We start from the raw sequence: 18,240 nt of genomic DNA, 5'->3' as shown, positions 1-18,240 counted from the left end.
GGGACTACAATGGTAGAATGATTAGATCTTTTGTAGAGTGTGTCAGTGTTTCATTGGAATCTTCTGTTATGAGTGTATCATCTTCAATTCGAACACCGCCAATACCTGGAACATAGACTCCTGGTTCAACCGTTACGATCATTCCAGGCTCCAGTACCACATCAGAACGGGAGGACAATCCTGGTCCTTCATGAACTTCAAGGCCGATTCCGTGACCCAGTGAATGTCCGAAATACTCACCATACCCTTTTTCTGTTATGTAATCACGTGCAATCGCATCCGCTTCTTTACCTGTCATACCAGGCTTAATTTTTTCCATGGCAAGAAGCTGTGATTGAAGAACAACATCATAGATCTCTTTCAGTTTCTCACTTGGTTCTCCTACAGATAAGGTACGTGTCATATCAGAGCAATATCCTTTATAGTATGCTCCATAATCCAACGTTACAAAATCACCTTTTTCAATGACTTTATCACTGGCCACCCCATGAGGAAGTGCAGAGCGATTACCTGAAGCAACGATGATGTCAAAAGATGATGAAGTTGCGCCTGCTTTTCTCATGAAGAATTCTAATTCATTGGAAACCTCTAACTCTGTCACACCCGGTTTGATAAAATCTAATATATGCTTAAATGCTGCATCGGCGATATCCGCCGCATCCTTAATTATCTTAAGCTCTTCAGGTGTCTTAATCAAGCGTAACTTTTCTACCAGCCCTGATACCGGTACAAGTTCTGCTTCCAGCACTTCACGATAGCTGTCATACGCACTGAATGTCATGTAGTTCTTCTCGAAGCCCAGTTTCTTGATCCCCAGGTTTTTCACTTGTTTGGCTACTTCCTCATGGATGGGTCCAGTATGCTGGACGATTTCAAAATCGGCAGCCTGCTCGGTTGCTTGCTCGATGTAGCGGAAATCTGTTATGAATAATGCTTTGTCTTTAGAAATCAGAGCAACACCTGATGAACCCGTAAAGTTTGTCATGTACCGACGGTTGTAGGTACTGGTAAGTAAAATCCCGTCAAGTTCGTTTTCTGAAAAAGTCTCTCTTAATCGTTCAATCTTCATTCAATTCCACTCCCTTAATGTTCTTTATGATCGCTTGTAAAGCCAATTCGTAACCAAACAGTCCAAAACCGACGATCTGGCCAACCGTTTCAGCTGCCACGACAGATTGATGTCTGAACGCTTCACGGGCATGGATATTAGATATATGCACTTCCACTACCGGTACTGATACCGAAGCCACTGCATCTCTTATCGCATAGCTGTAATGCGTGAAAGCACCGGGATTCAGGATGATTCCCCCATACCCTTCATCCTCTGCCCTGTGTATGTAATCAATCAGTTCCCCTTCATGGTTCGATTGAGCTGAAAAGAGTTGAAACCCTTCACCTTCTGCTTGTTTCGAAAGCTTTTCCTCAAGTTGTGGCAGGGTGACATGTCCATAAATATCGGGTTCACGTTTCCCGAGCCTATTTAAGTTAGGACCATTTAAAAGCAAGATTTTATTCATATGTAAACTCCTAAAAAAATAGAATGTTCATCATGAACATTCTAACATAAACCTTTTACCTATACCTACATAATTGTCTGATAATAAGGATTTGTTAATGTGAAACTTCACCTGATTTTTCTTTCTGATCTTGATGTCTCAACTCGTTTTCTTCATAGGAAATGGAGTAGCCAATAAATACACCATATAAAATATACAAGCAGAAGGTTGTGATCAGGGTGTGATAATCAATGGATGTAAAGGATTGAATGCTCGGAAAGAGTGGGTTGAGCAGTAAAAAGAAAGCCAGGTATAACGCTGCACCATAAGCAACTCCAACCCACATGGACTTGAATTTCCTCAATAAACCATAATAGATAAGGGCCACTCCAATAGAAATCACTCCGTAAGCCAATATAGAAAGAACGATTCCAATCCATTTGTCCACCCAGTCCCCAACCGCCCATGGCTCAAAAATGATATTAGGCTCAATTTTCGTAAAGGAAAAAAAGTAACAAAGGTAGGCAATTGCACTCCATAACATTCCACCAATAAAGCCCGTCACAACCACCATTCCCATGAATGAAAGTGGTTTTTCACCCTGATTTTGCTCTAATCGGGGATTCTCCTTGCTTTCTTCTGTTCCATCCTGAATCTTTTCATGTTGTCCTTTTTGTTCCGCCATCTTTAGCACCTCCATTCGTAGTATGTCCCATTGATTTAAACATTTGCATGCTTTGCATATTTTTCGTGTGTATGTTGGTATGGGTTCATAAACAGCGTAAGGGAAGGAAATATGTATAATGAATCGCTACCTCTAGTGCTTTGAATCATTTTTTAGTAAAATAGATATTATCTTTCCAAGTTTCAGAAAATAAGTACAACATGAATCACATAAAAACGATAATAAATACGATTAAAGAGCAAGGAAATTGTCTAGAATAATAGTATAGATATTATTTAAAGATGGATTGTATTGTAAGGAGGTGGCTTTGTTGAACGCTCGTAATATCTTTGTTTCCACATTAATATTGTTAGCTATAGTAGGGCTCGTAACTTCCCTATTCGGAAATCCTTTAGGGCTTGCAAAACAATTACTGGTAACAGCAGCCGTCATCGGGATTATCTACTTTATATACCGAAGATGGTTCAGCGGGAGGCGGGCTGGTAATAGTAATGAACAGAGAGCGTTTGTTAAAGCAGCCAAGCAATCGAAGAAGCGTCATAAGAAGAAGTCTTCAAGTAGGCCTCAACAAGTATCAAACGCCCAAAAGAAACGTTCAATACGCAAGAAATCCAATGCCAATCTGACTGTAATTGAAGGAAAGAAGAATAAGAAAAACAATCGAGCCTCATTTTAGGAGCTCGATTGTTTTATTAATATGTCCATTTTTGCAGAAATGCTTCAGCTTTTGATTTTCCGTACCGGATGAGCTCTGTTTTCCTTTCCGGGGTTAACTGGAATTCGGTTGTGAGCACTCCTTCAGTAGGAATAAAGATGATGTTTTTTTCATGTTTTCTGGAAATGTATCTGGAATCATGTGCATCTTTCATCGTAGTAAAGAGGGCTTCATACATATCAATCGCATTCTTGATTTGTTTTTTCGGCTTTCCGACTAGATCGTGACTTAACTTCACCCCTATTACCGGCCTCACCTTTTTCACATTTTCCCGATCGAACAGCCACATTGGAAAATTACTGAGCACCCCACCATCCACCATAAAACTTATTCCTTCTAAAGATCGTAACTTTACAGGTTCGAAAAAATAAGGAAGACTCGCACTCATTCGTATCGCCCTTGCAACAGGAAAGGTTTCTTTAGCTATTCCATACTTCTCAAGGTCGTCAGGGAGAACTAATAATCTGCCGTTCGATAGATCTGAAGCGATCACCCGGAGTGAATGGGGAGGTAAATCGGCGAACGTATAGATCCCTCTACCCTTCAGCTTTTCTTCCACCCAGTTTTCAAGCGCCACTCCTTTATACAAACCTAAACGATGGTAAACCCGAAACCATTTTATAATAGGAAAGGAGATGATCTCGTTTGAGTCCAGCAATTTATTAAAATCTATATCATCCATGATTTTCAAAAGCTCCCTGCTCGAATAACCTGCAGCAATAAATGCTGCAATCACTGCTCCTGCACTCGTTCCTGCGAGCCTCTTAAATCTGTAGCCCTTCTCCTCTAATGCTTGATATGCCCCAATCAAGGCGAGCCCCTTGATGCCTCCGCCTGAAAAAACGCCATCGATGTCCACAGGCTCCACTCCTTCTTTTTCTCTTACTACATCTTTAATTCACAAAGAAGGATTTTAGACTAAAAAAATAGGAGGGGAACCAGTCCCCTCCTATCTATCTTTATTATTATAAACCGCACTTCAGTTGAGCACCGCAGTTGGTACAAGTATTGCAGCCGCCCATATCTTTTACCGTTCCTTTACGGCATACAGGACACGTATTTCCAACTTCAGACCCAATGGTAACGTCTGTTGAACGCACGTCTTGAATCGTATCGAGTAACACGATCGGCTTTTTAGTTGTAGGAATCTCTTTTTGTTCTGCTTCATGCTCGTCATCAAAGCTGTTTTCTTCTGCTTTGAGGGTAAGAACTTGCGAATCACGGCTTCCATCAACGTACACCGTACCGCCTTTTGCTCCACCTTTATAAAGACGCTCATACACTTTTTCTACTTGCTCAACCGTATAACCACGAGGGGCATTAACGGTTTTCGAAATGGAGCTGTCAATCCAATTCTGGATGACACATTGAACATCAGCATGTGCTTGTGGCGCCAGGCTCATGGAAGATACAAACCATTCTGGAAGATTGTCAGCATCTGCTTCCGGATTTCTCTTTAAGTAATCCTCTACAATATCCGCTTTTACTTCAATAAACTTACCAAGACGGCCGCTTCTGTAATATGTGAAGGAGAAGTAAGGCTCGAGACCTGTAGATACACCAACCATCGTACCTGTTGAACCTGTTGGAGCAACGGTTAACAGATGAGAGTTTCGAATCCCGTACTGTTGAATGTCATCCCTTACATCCTCAGGCATTTTCTTCATGAAACCTGTTTCCACAAACGCTTTTCGTAAAGCCTTCGTTTCTTCGTCGGTACTTCCAGTAAGGAATGGGAAGCTTCCCTTTTCCTTGGATAATTCAACGGATGCACGATAAGCGGTTGTTGCGATGGCTTCGAACACCTCATCAACCAGCTGGTTACCTTCTTCTGAACCGTATTCTTTTTCACAATAGATCAACAAGTCTGCAAGCCCCATAACGCCAAGGCCGACACGTCGCTCACCAAGGGCCTGCTTTTTGTTTTCATCCAGGAAGTACGGAGTCGCATCAATGACATTATCCTGCATGCGAACACCCACTTCAACGGTACGCTTCAACTTTTCGAAATCAACGGTTTTCGTCTCTTTATTGGCAAACTGAGCCAGATTCACGGCTGCCAGATTACACACTGAATAAGGAGCAAGAGGCTGTTCACCACATGGGTTGGTAGCAACTACCTTTTGACCATATGCTTTCGCATTCGTCATATCATTCGCGTTATCAATAAAGAAGATTCCAGGCTCAGCTGAATACGTTGCACAAACATTGATAAGATTCCAAAGCTCTTTCGCTTTGATCTTACGGTAGGTACGGACTTTGTATCCAAGCTTTTCCCACTCTCGGACGTCACCGACATTGTGCCATTCTTCATTGTAGTATTTCATTTGCTCTTCATTGTAACTTTCAACATCCGGGAAGCGGAGTTCATACTCACGATCGTTTTCCACAGCTTCCATAAAGTCGCTTGTTAAACAAACAGAAATATTGGCACCTGTCAGAAACTCTGAATTATGGACGCTATATGTTCCGCCTGTACGCAGCTTTTCTTCTGCATTCTTAAGGATCTTCGCATCAAACCCACCATACCCGGGGATTTGTCTATAGTTCAGGATTCCTTGATACATCGCTTCCTCTTGTTCCGTCAGAGGGGTGAATTTCAATTTATCCTGTGCCGCTTTTTTAATGGTTTCATCTTCTGTATTCTCAAGGAGATAACGCAGAATACGCGGGTTTTGCATTTTAGAAATGATGAATTCGATAATATCGGGATGCCAATCTGATAACATGATCATTTGTGCCCCGCGTCTTGAACCGCCCTGCTCAACCAAATGAGTCAATTTGGCGATGTCATCCAGCCAGGAAACCGAACCGGAGGATTTACCGTTCACACCTTTTGCAAGGGTATTGCGCGGACGAAGCGTCGATCCATTCGTTCCGACTCCCCCGCCTCGGCTCATGATCTCCATTACCTGCTTGCGATGTTCTGAAATCCCTTCACGTGAATCCTGTACGAAAGGCATCACGTAACAGTTAAAGTACGTAACATCCGTTCCGGCACCCGCTCCATAAAGCACTCGACCAGCAGGAACAAAATGCAGGTTCACCAATTCATGATAGAACTTCTCAAACCAAACTTGTCTCTTTTCAGGAGTTTCTTCCACTTCTGCTAAGCCTGTTGCGTTACGCTTTGCAATTTGTTCGTAGTAGACTTCGAGAGGTTTTTCAATTACATCAAGTGTTCTAGAAACGATACCCGTTTCCATTTCTTCAGGTTTGTCTATGGCACTTCTGTACTCTTCTTCGATCCAAACATCTGCTTTCTTCGTTTCCCAATCGATGCTTGTGATGTAACCTAACCCTCTTGCAGGGAATTTAGGATCTTCTTTGATGGTGAGGACTACAAAGTCTCCTTCAGAAAGGGTGATTTTTTCCGTGTCTTTGAAAGAATAACGATCAATCATGACAAGACGGGATACACCTTTGTGTGTAGTATTCATATCCGGTGTAATGGGATGTACTTGAGGAAATAATCCGATATCCTGATTTAATCTTTCGATGTTTAATTTCATTGTGTTTTTCGACGCAACAGTCATAAAGACAACTCCTTCTATCTCAAATCTTTCATTTGTTTGTTATTTACTTTGATGTGTAATATCAAATAATACGATATCATAGCTCTATTAGAAAAGCAATAAATAAACACAACATATAGTGTGCAAAAAATTATTCGACACACCATATATTGTGTTTCGGGTCAATAGGTCATTTGTTTGTCAAACGGATAATAAGCCAATAAAAATAGAAAACAGGAGGAAACAATAGAAAATCATATAATACTCCGACCATTTCTATTAATTTAGAACTTGATATAAATCCAAGTCGCGTAATAGTTGGTAAAATAGGAAAAAAGCGACAAGCATCGCTTTTTTTCTACAAAAAATTTTATCGTTTAAAATTCCAATCATCTGATTCGTACCGGGTTTCGGCAAGGTCCACAACATATTGTGTTTCCTCTTCGGAAAGTTCATATGGTTCCAGGTGGATATTCAGTCCTTCTTCAAAACCTTTTTTGAACGCTTCCTTGGCCATGTCCATGGTGACCGTTTCAGAACTGATTTCGTTCATCGCAACGGCCTTGTTTTTAAAAGCTCGCTGCATACGCTCTTTTACCCTGTCAGATGGATAATTAAACAGACTAAACAATTTATCTTCGTCAAGATCCAGGAGGATAGAGCCGTGCTGGAGGATGACGCCCTTTTGACGCGTCTGGGCACTGCCTGCCACTTTCCTTCCTTCAACCACCAGTTCATACCAGCTGGGTGCATCAAAACAAACAGCTGAACGTGGATTTTTTAATCCTTCCCTCTCTTCTGCTGTTTTCGGAACAGCAAAGTAGGCTTCAAGGCCCAGGCCCTGAAATCCCTTTAGAATTCCTTCCGAGATGACACGATACGCTTCCGTTACTGTTTTAGGCATTTCAGGATGATCTTCTGAAACAATGACGCTGTACGTCAATTCATGTTCATGCAGAACCCCCCTGCCTCCAGTCGGTCTTCTGACGAATCCGAGTCCGTGCTCCTTAACGGCTTCAAGATTGATTTCCTTTTCTACCTTTTGGAAGTAGCCAATCGATAGTGTCGCGGGATCCCAACCGTAAAAACGAATCGTCGGAGGAATCTTCCCTTCACTATGCCAATCGAGTAGCGCCTCATCAAGGGCCATATTATAAGAAGGGGAACAATTCCCTGAGTCAATGAATCTCCATGTTTCCTTTTTCATGCATCATACCTCATTTACGTCTTCTCTTTGATATTTTATTATGTAATCATTCAACTTCATTCAAGTCCGTTACTAGTCTATCAAATCCAATCGAAAAAACAAAGAAAAACAGATTGGAAAGTGTTTGCTATAAAATAATAAATTTGTTTTGATTCTCGGAGCTTTCATGAATATAATAGAAGATAGCGCATTTGTAGAAAGGAGCATGAATGATGGAAGGATTATATATTCTTTTAGTCGTACTTGGTGGAATCATTGTTTATTCACTCTTTACGTTCTTCTATCAAAAGAGAATTGTGAATACATTGACTGAAGAAGAATTTCGAGCAGGATATCGTAAAGCTCAATTGATAGATGTTCGTGAAGCGAATGAATTTGAAAACGGTCACGTACTTGGCGCACGAAATATCCCCCTATCTCAAATAAAAATGAGACAAAAGGAAATCCGTGCCGATCAACCCGTTTACCTTTATTGCCAAAGCGGACTCCGCAGCGGACGAGCAGCTCAAATGCTTCACCGCAAAGGATACCGAGATCTTCACCAATTGCAGGGCGGCTTTAAAAAGTGGACAGGTAAAGTAAAACATAAAAAATAATGTGAAAGGATTGCCTTAGAGGCAATCCTTTTTTTGATCGGTGGGAGTAGTCGGATGGATTGCGTTGATGGATCTAGTGGTAGTATGTAGAATCCAATCAACAAATGGGATTATTTGTAATTCGGCTGGATTTTTGCTGAAAACTGCTGGATTCCTGTTCATTTCGGCTGGATTATCAACCAAAACGGCTGGATTCCTGTTCATTTCTGCCGGATTATCGACCAAATCGGCTGGATTCCCTTTCACTTTGGCTGGATTATCGACCACCACGACCGAATTCCGCGCCTATTTTGCTGAGTGATCCACCATATCTGCTTAATTACTTGTCTTACTATGCTAATAGTCCCTTTAAACGGCCAAATCACGTCTTTTTCACTTGAATTACAGGAGATAACACCACAATCACCTCCGCCCCATTTCTCTTTCAATGAAGGTCCGTCCCTCAGAAAATCCCCGCAGCGAACCGCTGCGGGGATTTCCAGTTTTACATCTTTTAGCTTTCTTTTGTATAACGCAGTATTGGTTTTCTTGCTGCGAGTGTTTCGTCCATACGTTTGACGATGGTCGTATGAGGTGCTTCTTGGACGATTTCCGGTGTTTCTTCTGCTTCTTTAGCAATTTGGATCATTGCATCTATAAAGGAATCTAGGGTTTCTTTCGATTCTGTTTCCGTTGGTTCAATCATCATGCATTCTTCCACATTTAATGGGAAGTAAATCGTAGGCGGATGATATCCGAAGTCGAGTAGTCGCTTCGCAATATCCAATGTACGGACGCCAAGCTTCTTCTGACGTTTTCCACTGATGACAAATTCATGCTTACAATGACGATCGTATGGAAGGTCGAAGTGAGGAGCCAGTCTGCGCATCATGTAATTTGCATTCAGGACTGCGTTTTCTGTAACGGCTCTCAGTCCGTCCGGCCCCATCGTTCTGATGTAAGTATAGGCACGAACGTTAATACCAAAGTTCCCATAGTATGGTTTTACACGGCCAATTGAATCAGGACGGTTGTAATCGAATTCGAACTTTTCGCCATTTTTCACCAGGACCGGTTTTGGAAGGTATTTAATCAAGTCTTCCTTCACTCCGACAGGACCGCTTCCAGGACCACCGCCTCCGTGAGGGCCCGTAAACGTCTTATGAAGATTTAAATGCACGACATCAAATCCCATGTCCCCAGGTCTGGCTTTTGATAATACTGCATTTAGATTGGCACCATCATAATACAGCTTACCGCCTGCTTCATGAATGATTGCAGCCATTTCCAGAATGTTTTCTTCAAATAAACCAAGAGTGTTCGGATTGGTCAGCATCAGGGCTGCAGTATCATCTCCTACTACACGCTTCAGATCTTCCAAATCAACTAATCCATTCTCGTTTGATTTAACCGTTACTGTTTCGAAACCTGCTACAGTGGCACTGGCAGGGTTCGTTCCATGAGCTGAATCCGGTACGATGACCTTCGTACGGTGAGTGTCACCATTTGCTTCATGGTAAGCACGGATCATCATAAGACCGGTCCACTCTCCATGAGCTCCTGCTGCAGGCTGCAGGGTCACCTCATCCATACCTGTGATCTCTTTCAAATGCTCTTGAAGATCATACATAAGTTCAAGCGCGCCTTGAACACTTTCTGCTTCTTGTAGCGGATTGATATGGGCAAATCCATTCAGTCGTGCAACGTTTTCATTCACCTTTGGATTGTACTTCATCGTACAGGACCCTAAAGGATAAAAACCGGAATCCACACCATGATTACGTTTTGATAATGCTGTATAATGACGCATGATATCCAGTTCAGATACCTCTGGAAGCTCTGGTTCTTCCGAACGGATATAATCTGATGGAATGAGATCTGATAATTCCACCTGTGGTACATCTAATTCAGGTAAGCTATAGCCGACACGGCCTTCTTTAGATAATTCAAAAATAAGAGGTTGATCTTGCTTATTCATGACAATCCCCCAGTTCTGCTACGAATGCGTCGATTTCTTCTTTGCTGCGAAGTTCAGTAACAGCCACCAGCATGTGCTGTGCCAAGCTGTCATCCACTAGTCCAAGATCGTATCCACCAATCATTTCTTTTCCTAGAAGCTTTTGATTGATTTCTTTGACAGGCATATTTACCTTAACGACAAACTCATTGAATGTTGGACCTTCAAATGCAATGGAGAATCCTTTTGCTTTAAAGGCTTCTTTTGCATAATGTGCTTTTTGGATATTTTGAAGTGCCATCTCTTTGACGCCCTGTTTTCCAAGTGCTGTCATGGCCACAGATGCTGCGAGTGCATTTAATGCCTGGTTTGAACAAATATTCGACGTTGCTTTATCACGACGGATATGCTGCTCACGCGCTTGAAGAGTCAGAACGAATCCACGGATTCCATCTTCATCAACGGTTTGACCAACAAGACGGCCCGGTACTTTACGCATAAGCTTCTTGTTCACGGCAAAGTATCCACAGTGAGGTCCACCAAAGGCACTTGGAATGCCAAATGGCTGTGCATCACCAATGACGATATCTGCACCTAATTGTCCAGGAGGTGTAAGTGCACCTAGTGCAAGTGGGTTTGAGGAAACCACGAACATCGCTTTTTCAGCATGAGTCACTTCTTCGATCGCTTTTAGTTCTTCCACCCGGCCGAAGAAGTTAGGATATTGAACGATTACCGCTGCAATTTCATTGCTCATTAATTTCTTAAGTTCTTCCACGTCCGTTACACCATTATTGTGCGGGATTTCCACCACTTCGATATATTGACCTTTTGCATAAGATCGTAAAACATCACGTGATTCCGGATGTACGGTACTTGAAACCAATACCTTTTTACGGCGGGTCTGACCTGCGCTCAGCATAGCTGCTTCTGCTAGTGCCGTTCCTCCATCGTACATGGAAGAATTGGCTACATCCATGCCAGTCAGCTCACAAATCATCGTTTGAAATTCAAAGATAGCTTGAAGTTCCCCTTGTGAGATTTCCGGCTGGTAAGGAGTATAGGCAGTATAGAACTCTGAACGTGATAATACATGATCCACGATGATCGGCATGTAGTGGTCGTATACTCCTGCCCCTAAAAAGGACGTGTGACTTTTCAAGTCAGCATTCTTCGCTGCCAATTTGGTCAGTTCTTTTACCAATTCTGTTTCTGACTTCGCTTCTTTGATTTTGTAATCCCCTTTGAAACGAACCTTCTCAGGAATATCTTCAAATAGATCGTTAACGCTGTCTACTCCTATGCTGTCTAACATTTCCCTTTGATCTTGCTCTGTCATCGGTAAATAACGATGCTTCATGACCGTCATTCCTCCCCTATTTCTTTGGTCTTTTATAGAATGGTGTCGATACCACTTTGGCTTTTAACTTTTTCCCTCTGATTTCAACCAGTACTTCTGTATCTAAAGAAGTAAACTCTTTATCAAGTAATGCTAATCCTACATTTTTCTTTAATGTCGGTGATTGCGTACCGGTTGTGACTTCCCCTATTTCTTCTTCACCGGAATATACTTTATAGCCATGACGGGGAATTCCGCGATCGATCATTTCAATCCCGACGATTTTTCTTGAAGCCCCTTCTTCCTTTTGCTGTTTCAGCACTTCCTGACCGATAAATGGAACCTCTTTATTCACCTTTACGGCGAATCCGATCCCCGCTTCGATCGGCGTGATGGATTGAGATAATTCTTGTCCGTAAAGTGCAAGATTGGCTTCAAAACGCAATGTATCACGTGCACCTAGTCCGCATGGTAGCACCCCATGGTCCTTTCCTGCTTCCAGGATAGCTTTCCAGATCGCAGCCGCATCACCAGCATCACAGTAGATCTCAAATCCGTCTTCCCCTGTGTAACCGGTACGTGAAACAAGTGCAAGTCTATCATCAATATTCACTTCGGTTTGGAATTTAAAAAATCCGATATCGCTTAGTGAATGTTCGTTTGTAAGTAATTGTAAAACTTGTTCGGCAAGTGGACCTTGAAGTGCCAATTGCGCCATATGTTCAGAGATGTTATTGATTTCTACGCCATCTACTTCATGTTCTTTCAACCACTGAAAATCTTTATCTATATTTGCTGCATTGACAACGAGCAAATAATCATTATCTTTTATTTTATAAACTAATAAGTCATCGACCGTCCCACCGTTTTCGTAGCACATAGCCGTATACTGAGCCCCTCCGTCTTTTACTTTGGAGACATCGTTTGTCATCATTTTTTGTAAGTAGTCAAGAGCCCCTTCACCCTTCACTTCAATTTCTCCCATATGAGAAACGTCGAATAGTCCAGCCCGGGATCGTACCGCTTCATGTTCTTCTTTAATACTTGAGAATTGCACTGGTAAAGCCCAGCCACCGAAGTCGATGGTCTTTCCTCCATACTCTTTGTACACTTCGTATAAAGGTGTTTGTTTTAACTCTGACATGACTTTTCCCCCTTTATCTTCCTTACATGCATAATCCTTAACCAAGTTTTATCCCATGAAAAAAGGACAGAAAAACCCCTTTTCATAAAGAAGTTTTCTCTGTCCTTGCACCTGAAAGTTTACCGAAGAACGGCTTTCCCCTTTGGTGGTTTCCGTTAAGGAAACACTCTCCAGAGTTGCGTCCAACAAGAGTCTTTTTGCCTGAGAGATTCACACTTAAAAGTGCTTGCTCCTTCGGCGCTGTATGCACAGTCTCTCCCCTTGTTATCATTCGCCAATATTCCTTGAAACATTTGGTCATACTAGAAATATACAGAAGAAATGTTGTAAATGTGAATGTTCGGATTTTCGAGTTTTTTTAACATTAGAAAATCTATTTTCATCCTACCATTAAATACGAGGATTGAGCAATCATTTTTATTAGAATTAAGGAGATGTTTTTCAGATGAATGTTGAGGTTTTATTTGATGAAGAATGGGGCGAGGGTCTCGAGAATTTAATTGATAACGATGGCCCATGGGGAAATTGGGAGCTTTATAAGCTGGCCATCGAATTTGAACATCATCTTGCAATTCCGAACTTTGAAGGCCTGCAAGCTCCAAAACATTTGGCAAATGTCACTCCACTCCCCCATCAGCTTGAAGCAGCAAAGCAGGTTGTCGAAACGATGAACGGCAAAGCGATCCTTGCAGATGAGGTCGGATTAGGCAAGACCATCGAAGCCGGATTGATATTGAAAGAATACATGATTAGGGGATTAGTGAAGAAAGTATTAATATTGGTTCCTGCATCCCTGGTCTCTCAATGGGCCTATGAATTGAACAGTAAGTTTTTCATCCCGGCTGTTCCGCAACGAAAAAGTTACGTATGGGATCAGTGCGATATTGTCGTCTCTTCCATGGATACGGCTAAGAGGAGCCCTCATCGAGAGAAGGTGTATGAACAGGACTATGATTTGGTGATTATCGATGAAGCTCACAAACTAAAAAATCATAAAACAAAAAACTATGAATTTGTCCAGAACTTAAAGAAGAAATTCTGCTTATTGCTGACGGCCACACCAATCCAAAATCGTGTTGAAGAGATTTTCCATCTAGTTTCCCTCCTTAAGCCTGGACATCTCGGAAATGAATCCGGGTTTTCTGACAGATATAAAAAAGGGGACCGTACTCTTCAAGAGGATGAACATTTAAAGAGTCTCATTAACAAAGTGATGATTCGTAATAGACGGAGCGATACGGGTATAGAATGGACGAAACGTCACGTTAAGACAGTTTTAATTGATTTTAACGAAGCTGAAAGAGATTTATATAACAGCATCGATTTGCTCAAGGGGGACTATGATGAGTGGGCTAATTCAAGCTCCTTCTCTCTATTGACACTTCAAAGAGAAGCATGCAGCTCACGTGAAGCAGTATTTTATACCCTTAAAAACATGCTGGAAAAGAAGGAGAACCCGACAGCAGCTTTTGAAAATACAATTGGTACACTTATGAAAAAAGTAGAAAACGTGACAATGAACTCCAAGGCTCAGAAAGCACTGGAAATCATCCAATCGATCAATGATAAAGTGATTATTTTTACAGAGTACCGGGCGACACAGCTCTATCTTCAATGGTTCTTAAAACAGCATGGAATAAGCTCCGTACCGTTTCGGGGTGGATTCAAGCGGGGGAAAAAGGACTGGATGCGTGAACTCTTCCAGAAGCATGCCCAGGTGTTGATTGCCACAGAAGCCGGCGGAGAAGGAATCAACCTTCAATTCTGTCATCACGTAATCAACTTTGACTTGCCTTGGAATCCTATGAGATTAGAGCAGCGAATCGGACGTGTACACCGGCTCGGACAAACAGAGGATGTTCACATCTACAATTTCGCTACTAAAAATACTGTAGAAGAACATATCTTAAAACTTCTTTATGAAAAAATTAATCTCTTTGAACGAGTGATCGGGCAATTGGATGAAATCCTGACACGCCTGGATTTCCGCGACTTCGAAGAACACGTAACCGATATTCTCTCTTCGTCCCGATCAGAAGGAGAAATGAAGATTAAAATGGAGAATTTAACGAGTATGATTCAATTTGCTGAACAATTAAAGGAGGAGAAATCAAATGCAGCAGCACGAAATACATCGATTTCTTGAGAGATACTTCGTGGCTAATGGATGTGACCTGGTTGCGAGCGGAGATGGTCATATGACCGTCCAGCTCACGATTGAATTGGATAAGGAGCTGATGAACCGTCCATTCTACTGGCACTACCTTGAGAAAACGGGAGGTGTCCCAAATCCCATGACATTATCCCTTATTACGAATCCAGATAAAGCACCTGAAGAATTAAAAGGAGAACCTATTCACTTCGGTTCCCCCAGGTTACACCAAATCTTTCATTCAACACGAAATCTAGCAGGATATATACGTTTATATGAAAACCGGCACACACCAAGTGGTCAACAAATCCCACTTCATCCGTGGCTCGGGCTGAACATCAAAATATCGTATCAATCCAATCGTAAAAAAGACAGCATACGAAGCATCGGATTAAACCTGATCAATGGAGTCATTCAAGAAAACTTTCATTCGTCATTGATGTCCAGAAACTTGACTCCCAAGATTCCTGATTTCTCTTTCACTCTAACACCGATCATCAAGCCGAAAAGTGGGGTGAACCGAATTCAAACGTTTTTGTATGAAGAAATCAAAAAAGAACCCGTTGAATGGGCTGAGCAGGCACGAAAAACGTGGGAGGAAGATTTACAATTATTGAATCACTTTTATGGAGATCAAGAGGAAAAACCCGAATCCTATTTCTTGGAACAACAAGCATTAAAAGAACAGTATGAACCTAAGATTTCCATTGATATTATCAATGGCGGGATTTTTTATTTACGTAACAACAATTAACGGTAAACGGAGTAGGTGCTTCAGACGCTTACTCCGTTTAACTCCATACAAAAAGACTACCAATAAGGTAGCCTTATCTACACTATTTGTTTTTCTTAAACATGATCATGAAAGCATATGGGATGATCCCGAACCAGCGAAATAGGAATGGTTCTCGCTCATTCTTCCGTTGCTTCTTTATACTTTTACGTTCATGAGGTGATTTTTCATAATGTTGGACAAATGTTTGTGTTATGAATTTAACATAATCATTCACTGACATAAAAGCCCCACCTCCCGCTTTTATCAGTATGCCCTGCAAATAAGTAATTTATTCAGCTTCGTCCCCTAGATGGGGCAGTATCTCTTGAATAACCTCTTCTACGGTTTTATTGTCTGTATGAATGGTTATGGAACTTCCACTATCATATAATGGTAAGCGGCGATTGAATAAACTCGATAAACGTTCCTTGGAATTAGTTTGCACGAGTGGACGATTCTCATCCCCTTCTAAACGGGACCATAATGAAGCAAAAGGACAAGTCAGGTGGAACACAAAGTCCTGTTTACGTAAGATCTCCCGGTTCTCTTCCCTTTCAACCACTCCGCCACCCGTAGTGATAATCGCTTGTTCGTTGGCTAACTCAAGAAGTACCTCGCTTTCAAGATCCCTGAAATATTTTTCTCCATGCTGATTAAAGATCTCTTTGATAGGCTTTTTTTCTTTATTCTCAATGTAACTGTCCATATCAATGACCGGAAGATCCAGTTCTTCCCCAAGACGTTTTCCGATCGTTGTTTTTCCCACTCCCATAAATCCAATGAAGAAAATTGGTCTCATATTCTACTCCCAACTTATAATATGTTTTGTTTCCCTATTATACACAACCGTCGTTGGAAGAAAAACCTTCTCATCGCGTTTGAAAGTCACTTCCAATTGTATTTCATCCGGGTTTATCGACTCGCTGCGGGTCAGAATTTCACCATACTCACCTTTCAACTGTTTGGAAGTAAGTACCCCACTTTCCATCTCCAACAATATCGCATGGGACACACTCACGTTTCTTTCATAAATGTTTTTCATATTGGTCAAGTATAGGTACTTACTTATAAAAAGATCCTTTGCAGCAAACCCAATAGATAAAACAATCATCAGAAGCACTAAAGTATAGGGCAATATAAATCCCTTATTGTTAAGGCATTCCTTCCCCTTGTTGGGTAGAAAAATAAAAGAATTCCCCCTCCACTCTTTCTCCACCCACAAACTCCAAATCCAGATGCACTCCCTGGATAATGGAAGCAAAGCTAAATGAATCCACTGCCTGTAGAACGACTTCATGCCCTCGATTATTTACCCTCCTCCGAAGCGATTGATTATACTTTTCATACGAAATGGATTCACCATTCACCATAAAAGAGATCTTATCGGGAGTGATCTCAACACTTTCGCCTCTCCATAATTCATACCTCAAGCTTTCATTGAATAGATTCCATTCATAATAATGTGGAGGGACCAAATCATTCTTAATGGTAGAAAAACCATTCATGATGAGAGGAATGCATAGTGAAATCATGCAAAATATTGTAAAGCTTAACAGAGACTCGATTAATGTATATCCTTTATTATTCACCCATGGAGATACATACCTCATTAGGCCCGATATCTCTTTTTTGATAATGAACACACGCTTCTTCATTCCCTCCCCCTTTCCAATCAAGCTCATACCTGACTCCTCTATATATTCTTGAATGATCCACATACTCGTGACTGACGATTGCCTTCTCCACCCCTTCTTCAAGAAACTTCAACGCCTCTACTTCATATTGCAGTCCCTTTAGTTGAGAAGCATAGTGAATGAGAAACGGAATGAACATACCGGCAATCATGAGTATACAACTGAAAGCAACCAGGGTTTCCGGAAGTGAAAAGCCTTTAGAATTCTTGTACATAAAATCTCCCTTGTCCAATTTGAAACATGAGTTGAAGGATTGTATCCCCCATCATAAAATTCACCTTGCCGAATCGGTTCGTATTCCCATTGGGAAAGAAAGTGATGTCTTCCAAGCTGTTTGACGATATGTGAATGGAAGTTGAAAGTTCTCTCGAGACAACCGTCTGTCTCGTGATCGTTTTCGCAACGTATTTATTCGATAAGGGGTAAAAGGATAAAATAATGGGAACTTGATGACTGATGCTGTAGCTTTGGATCTGATAGAGGTCTGATCGAAGCTGGGAAAGGAAGAGGTCCTTTTCATTATGTCCTTTCATGGGAAGGATGGAAAAGCTGACCCATGAGAGAAGGGTCGTGAAAATCAATAAGACGACAAGCATCTCAATGAGGGTATAACCCGCTTCCCCCGTTATATTCTTCATTAATTAGAGGTCACCTTCCCTTCAGCATCAATGGTGATGGCACTACCGTCGGGGCAGGCTTTATAATCTTCATTTAAATACCCATCTGTGACAAGCATATCTATGGTGACCGGTAGTGAATTCCCATCCATTTTGTAGGCTTCAACCTGACCTTCCACCATGTGAACGAATGCCTCGCAGCCTTTGGAGTTAATCGAACTGCTTTGGTTGGTGACGTTGGGAATCGTAATAAAAAGCAAAACAGATATGACTAACAATACAATCATCATCTCGATCAGGGTGAAACCTTTTTCATTTTTGAGCATGATATTCCTCCTTGAGTTTTGGGTATGTGTTACTGGTGTGAAT

The 18,240-nt window shown here is 41.6% G+C and carries 21 protein-coding genes and 2 riboswitches; of the genes, 5 read left to right on the top strand and 16 right to left on the bottom strand.

Annotation, left to right across the window (positions count from 1 at the left end):
• Positions 1-4: 4 nt before the first annotated feature.
• The 3 genes from ACFQWC_RS02650 to ACFQWC_RS02640 form a co-directional block, all read right to left on the bottom strand.
• On the bottom strand, positions 5-1,069 hold the full coding sequence (locus tag ACFQWC_RS02650) for a M24 family metallopeptidase (RefSeq protein ID WP_299738329.1): 1,065 nt from the start codon (positions 1,067-1,069) through the stop codon (positions 5-7).
• Entirely contained in the window at positions 1,059-1,517 is a 459-nt protein-coding gene (gene aroQ / locus ACFQWC_RS02645; RefSeq protein WP_299738331.1) for a type II 3-dehydroquinate dehydratase, read from the bottom strand. Before aroQ ends, ACFQWC_RS02650 begins: the two co-directional genes overlap by 11 nt.
• A gap of 94 nt (positions 1,518-1,611) precedes the next feature.
• Positions 1,612-2,181, bottom strand: a complete 570-nt coding sequence (locus ACFQWC_RS02640) for a YqhR family membrane protein (protein WP_299738333.1) — start codon at positions 2,179-2,181, stop codon at positions 1,612-1,614.
• A 310-nt stretch (positions 2,182-2,491) separates the two neighbouring features.
• Here ACFQWC_RS02640 and ACFQWC_RS02635 point away from each other — a divergent pair, with 310 nt between their 5' ends.
• Positions 2,492-2,857 (top strand): SA1362 family protein, encoded by a 366-nt coding sequence (locus ACFQWC_RS02635; protein WP_299738335.1) that lies wholly within the window; start codon positions 2,492-2,494, stop codon positions 2,855-2,857.
• A 16-nt stretch (positions 2,858-2,873) separates the two neighbouring features.
• On the opposite strand, the gene ACFQWC_RS02630 is transcribed toward ACFQWC_RS02635, so the two are convergent.
• From ACFQWC_RS02630 to ACFQWC_RS02620, 3 genes are all read right to left on the bottom strand, one after another.
• Positions 2,874-3,755: a patatin-like phospholipase family protein gene (locus ACFQWC_RS02630; protein ID WP_377105970.1), complete on the bottom strand. Its 882-nt coding sequence runs from the start codon at positions 3,753-3,755 to the stop codon at positions 2,874-2,876.
• 106 nt (positions 3,756-3,861) lie between these two features.
• Entirely contained in the window at positions 3,862-6,432 is a 2,571-nt protein-coding gene (locus ACFQWC_RS02625) for a vitamin B12-dependent ribonucleotide reductase (RefSeq protein WP_377105968.1), read from the bottom strand.
• Positions 6,433-6,781: 349 nt separating this feature from the next.
• Complete coding sequence (locus tag ACFQWC_RS02620; RefSeq protein ID WP_299738342.1) at positions 6,782-7,618, bottom strand: lipoate--protein ligase family protein; 837 nt, start codon at positions 7,616-7,618, stop codon at positions 6,782-6,784.
• 212 nt (positions 7,619-7,830) lie between these two features.
• On the opposite strand from ACFQWC_RS02620, the gene ACFQWC_RS02615 reads away from it, so the two are divergent.
• Together ACFQWC_RS02615 and ACFQWC_RS02610 are read left to right on the top strand one after the other, a co-directional pair.
• Positions 7,831-8,214, top strand: a complete 384-nt coding sequence (locus tag ACFQWC_RS02615) for a rhodanese-like domain-containing protein (protein WP_044340028.1) — start codon at positions 7,831-7,833, stop codon at positions 8,212-8,214.
• A gap of 67 nt (positions 8,215-8,281) precedes the next feature.
• Complete coding sequence (locus tag ACFQWC_RS02610; protein WP_377105965.1) at positions 8,282-8,515, top strand: hypothetical protein; 234 nt, start codon at positions 8,282-8,284, stop codon at positions 8,513-8,515.
• Positions 8,516-8,707: 192 nt separating this feature from the next.
• Here ACFQWC_RS02610 and gcvPB read toward each other — a convergent pair whose 3' ends face one another.
• From gcvPB to gcvT, 3 genes are read right to left on the bottom strand one after another with little or no spacing between them, the layout of a single operon-like run.
• A complete protein-coding gene (gene gcvPB / locus ACFQWC_RS02605) occupies positions 8,708-10,171 on the bottom strand; it encodes an aminomethyl-transferring glycine dehydrogenase subunit GcvPB (RefSeq protein ID WP_299738345.1) in 1,464 nt (487 codons plus the stop codon).
• Positions 10,164-11,510, bottom strand: a complete 1,347-nt coding sequence (gcvPA, locus tag ACFQWC_RS02600) for an aminomethyl-transferring glycine dehydrogenase subunit GcvPA (RefSeq protein ID WP_341356583.1) — start codon at positions 11,508-11,510, stop codon at positions 10,164-10,166. The genes gcvPB and gcvPA overlap by 8 nt, the downstream gene beginning before the upstream one ends.
• 16 nt (positions 11,511-11,526) lie before the next feature.
• A complete protein-coding gene (gcvT, locus tag ACFQWC_RS02595; RefSeq protein ID WP_299738348.1) occupies positions 11,527-12,633 on the bottom strand; it encodes a glycine cleavage system aminomethyltransferase GcvT in 1,107 nt (368 codons plus the stop codon).
• Between the two features lie 97 nt (positions 12,634-12,730).
• Positions 12,731-12,809, bottom strand: a riboswitch (glycine riboswitch).
• Between the two features lie 3 nt (positions 12,810-12,812).
• Positions 12,813-12,904: riboswitch (glycine riboswitch) on the bottom strand.
• Positions 12,905-13,078: 174 nt separating this feature from the next.
• On the opposite strand from gcvT, the gene ACFQWC_RS02590 reads away from it, so the two are divergent.
• The gene (locus tag ACFQWC_RS02590; RefSeq protein ID WP_341356584.1) at positions 13,079-14,779 is read left to right on the top strand and encodes a DEAD/DEAH box helicase; all 1,701 of its coding nucleotides are present in this window, start codon (positions 13,079-13,081) and stop codon (positions 14,777-14,779) included.
• Positions 14,748-15,539, top strand: coding sequence for a YqhG family protein (locus tag ACFQWC_RS02585; RefSeq protein WP_377105962.1), 792 nt, complete (start codon positions 14,748-14,750; stop codon positions 15,537-15,539). The genes ACFQWC_RS02590 and ACFQWC_RS02585 overlap by 32 nt, the downstream gene beginning before the upstream one ends.
• 82 nt (positions 15,540-15,621) lie before the next feature.
• On the opposite strand, the gene ACFQWC_RS02580 is transcribed toward ACFQWC_RS02585, so the two are convergent.
• From ACFQWC_RS02580 to comGC, 7 genes are read right to left on the bottom strand one after another with little or no spacing between them, the layout of a single operon-like run.
• Positions 15,622-15,801 carry a YqzE family protein gene (locus ACFQWC_RS02580; protein ID WP_044340022.1) on the bottom strand — a complete coding sequence of 60 codons (180 nt, stop codon included), beginning with the start codon at positions 15,799-15,801 and terminating at the stop codon, positions 15,622-15,624.
• A 48-nt stretch (positions 15,802-15,849) separates the two neighbouring features.
• On the bottom strand, positions 15,850-16,359 hold the full coding sequence (locus ACFQWC_RS02575) for a shikimate kinase (protein ID WP_377105960.1): 510 nt from the start codon (positions 16,357-16,359) through the stop codon (positions 15,850-15,852).
• Between the two features lie 3 nt (positions 16,360-16,362).
• Positions 16,363-16,695 (bottom strand): hypothetical protein, encoded by a 333-nt coding sequence (locus ACFQWC_RS02570; protein WP_341356585.1) that lies wholly within the window; start codon positions 16,693-16,695, stop codon positions 16,363-16,365.
• 16 nt (positions 16,696-16,711) lie between these two features.
• Entirely contained in the window at positions 16,712-17,215 is a 504-nt protein-coding gene (gene comGF / locus ACFQWC_RS02565; RefSeq protein ID WP_377105958.1) for a competence type IV pilus minor pilin ComGF, read from the bottom strand.
• The gene (locus tag ACFQWC_RS02560; RefSeq protein ID WP_299738361.1) at positions 17,142-17,468 is read right to left on the bottom strand and encodes a hypothetical protein; all 327 of its coding nucleotides are present in this window, start codon (positions 17,466-17,468) and stop codon (positions 17,142-17,144) included. The genes comGF and ACFQWC_RS02560 overlap by 74 nt, the downstream gene beginning before the upstream one ends.
• On the bottom strand, positions 17,452-17,892 hold the full coding sequence (gene comGD / locus ACFQWC_RS02555; RefSeq protein WP_299738363.1) for a competence type IV pilus minor pilin ComGD: 441 nt from the start codon (positions 17,890-17,892) through the stop codon (positions 17,452-17,454). The genes ACFQWC_RS02560 and comGD overlap by 17 nt, the downstream gene beginning before the upstream one ends.
• Complete coding sequence (comGC, locus tag ACFQWC_RS02550; RefSeq protein ID WP_299738365.1) at positions 17,892-18,197, bottom strand: competence type IV pilus major pilin ComGC; 306 nt, start codon at positions 18,195-18,197, stop codon at positions 17,892-17,894. Before comGC ends, comGD begins: the two co-directional genes overlap by 1 nt.
• Between the last annotated feature and the right edge of the window lie 43 nt (positions 18,198-18,240).

The sequence above is a fragment of the Rossellomorea sp. GCM10028870 genome (assembly GCF_042666755.1).
Lineage (GTDB): Bacteria > Bacillota > Bacilli > Bacillales > Bacillaceae_B > Rossellomorea.
Note: the sequence above shows the minus strand (reverse complement) of the source record. Positions and strands in the feature narration are given on the sequence as shown.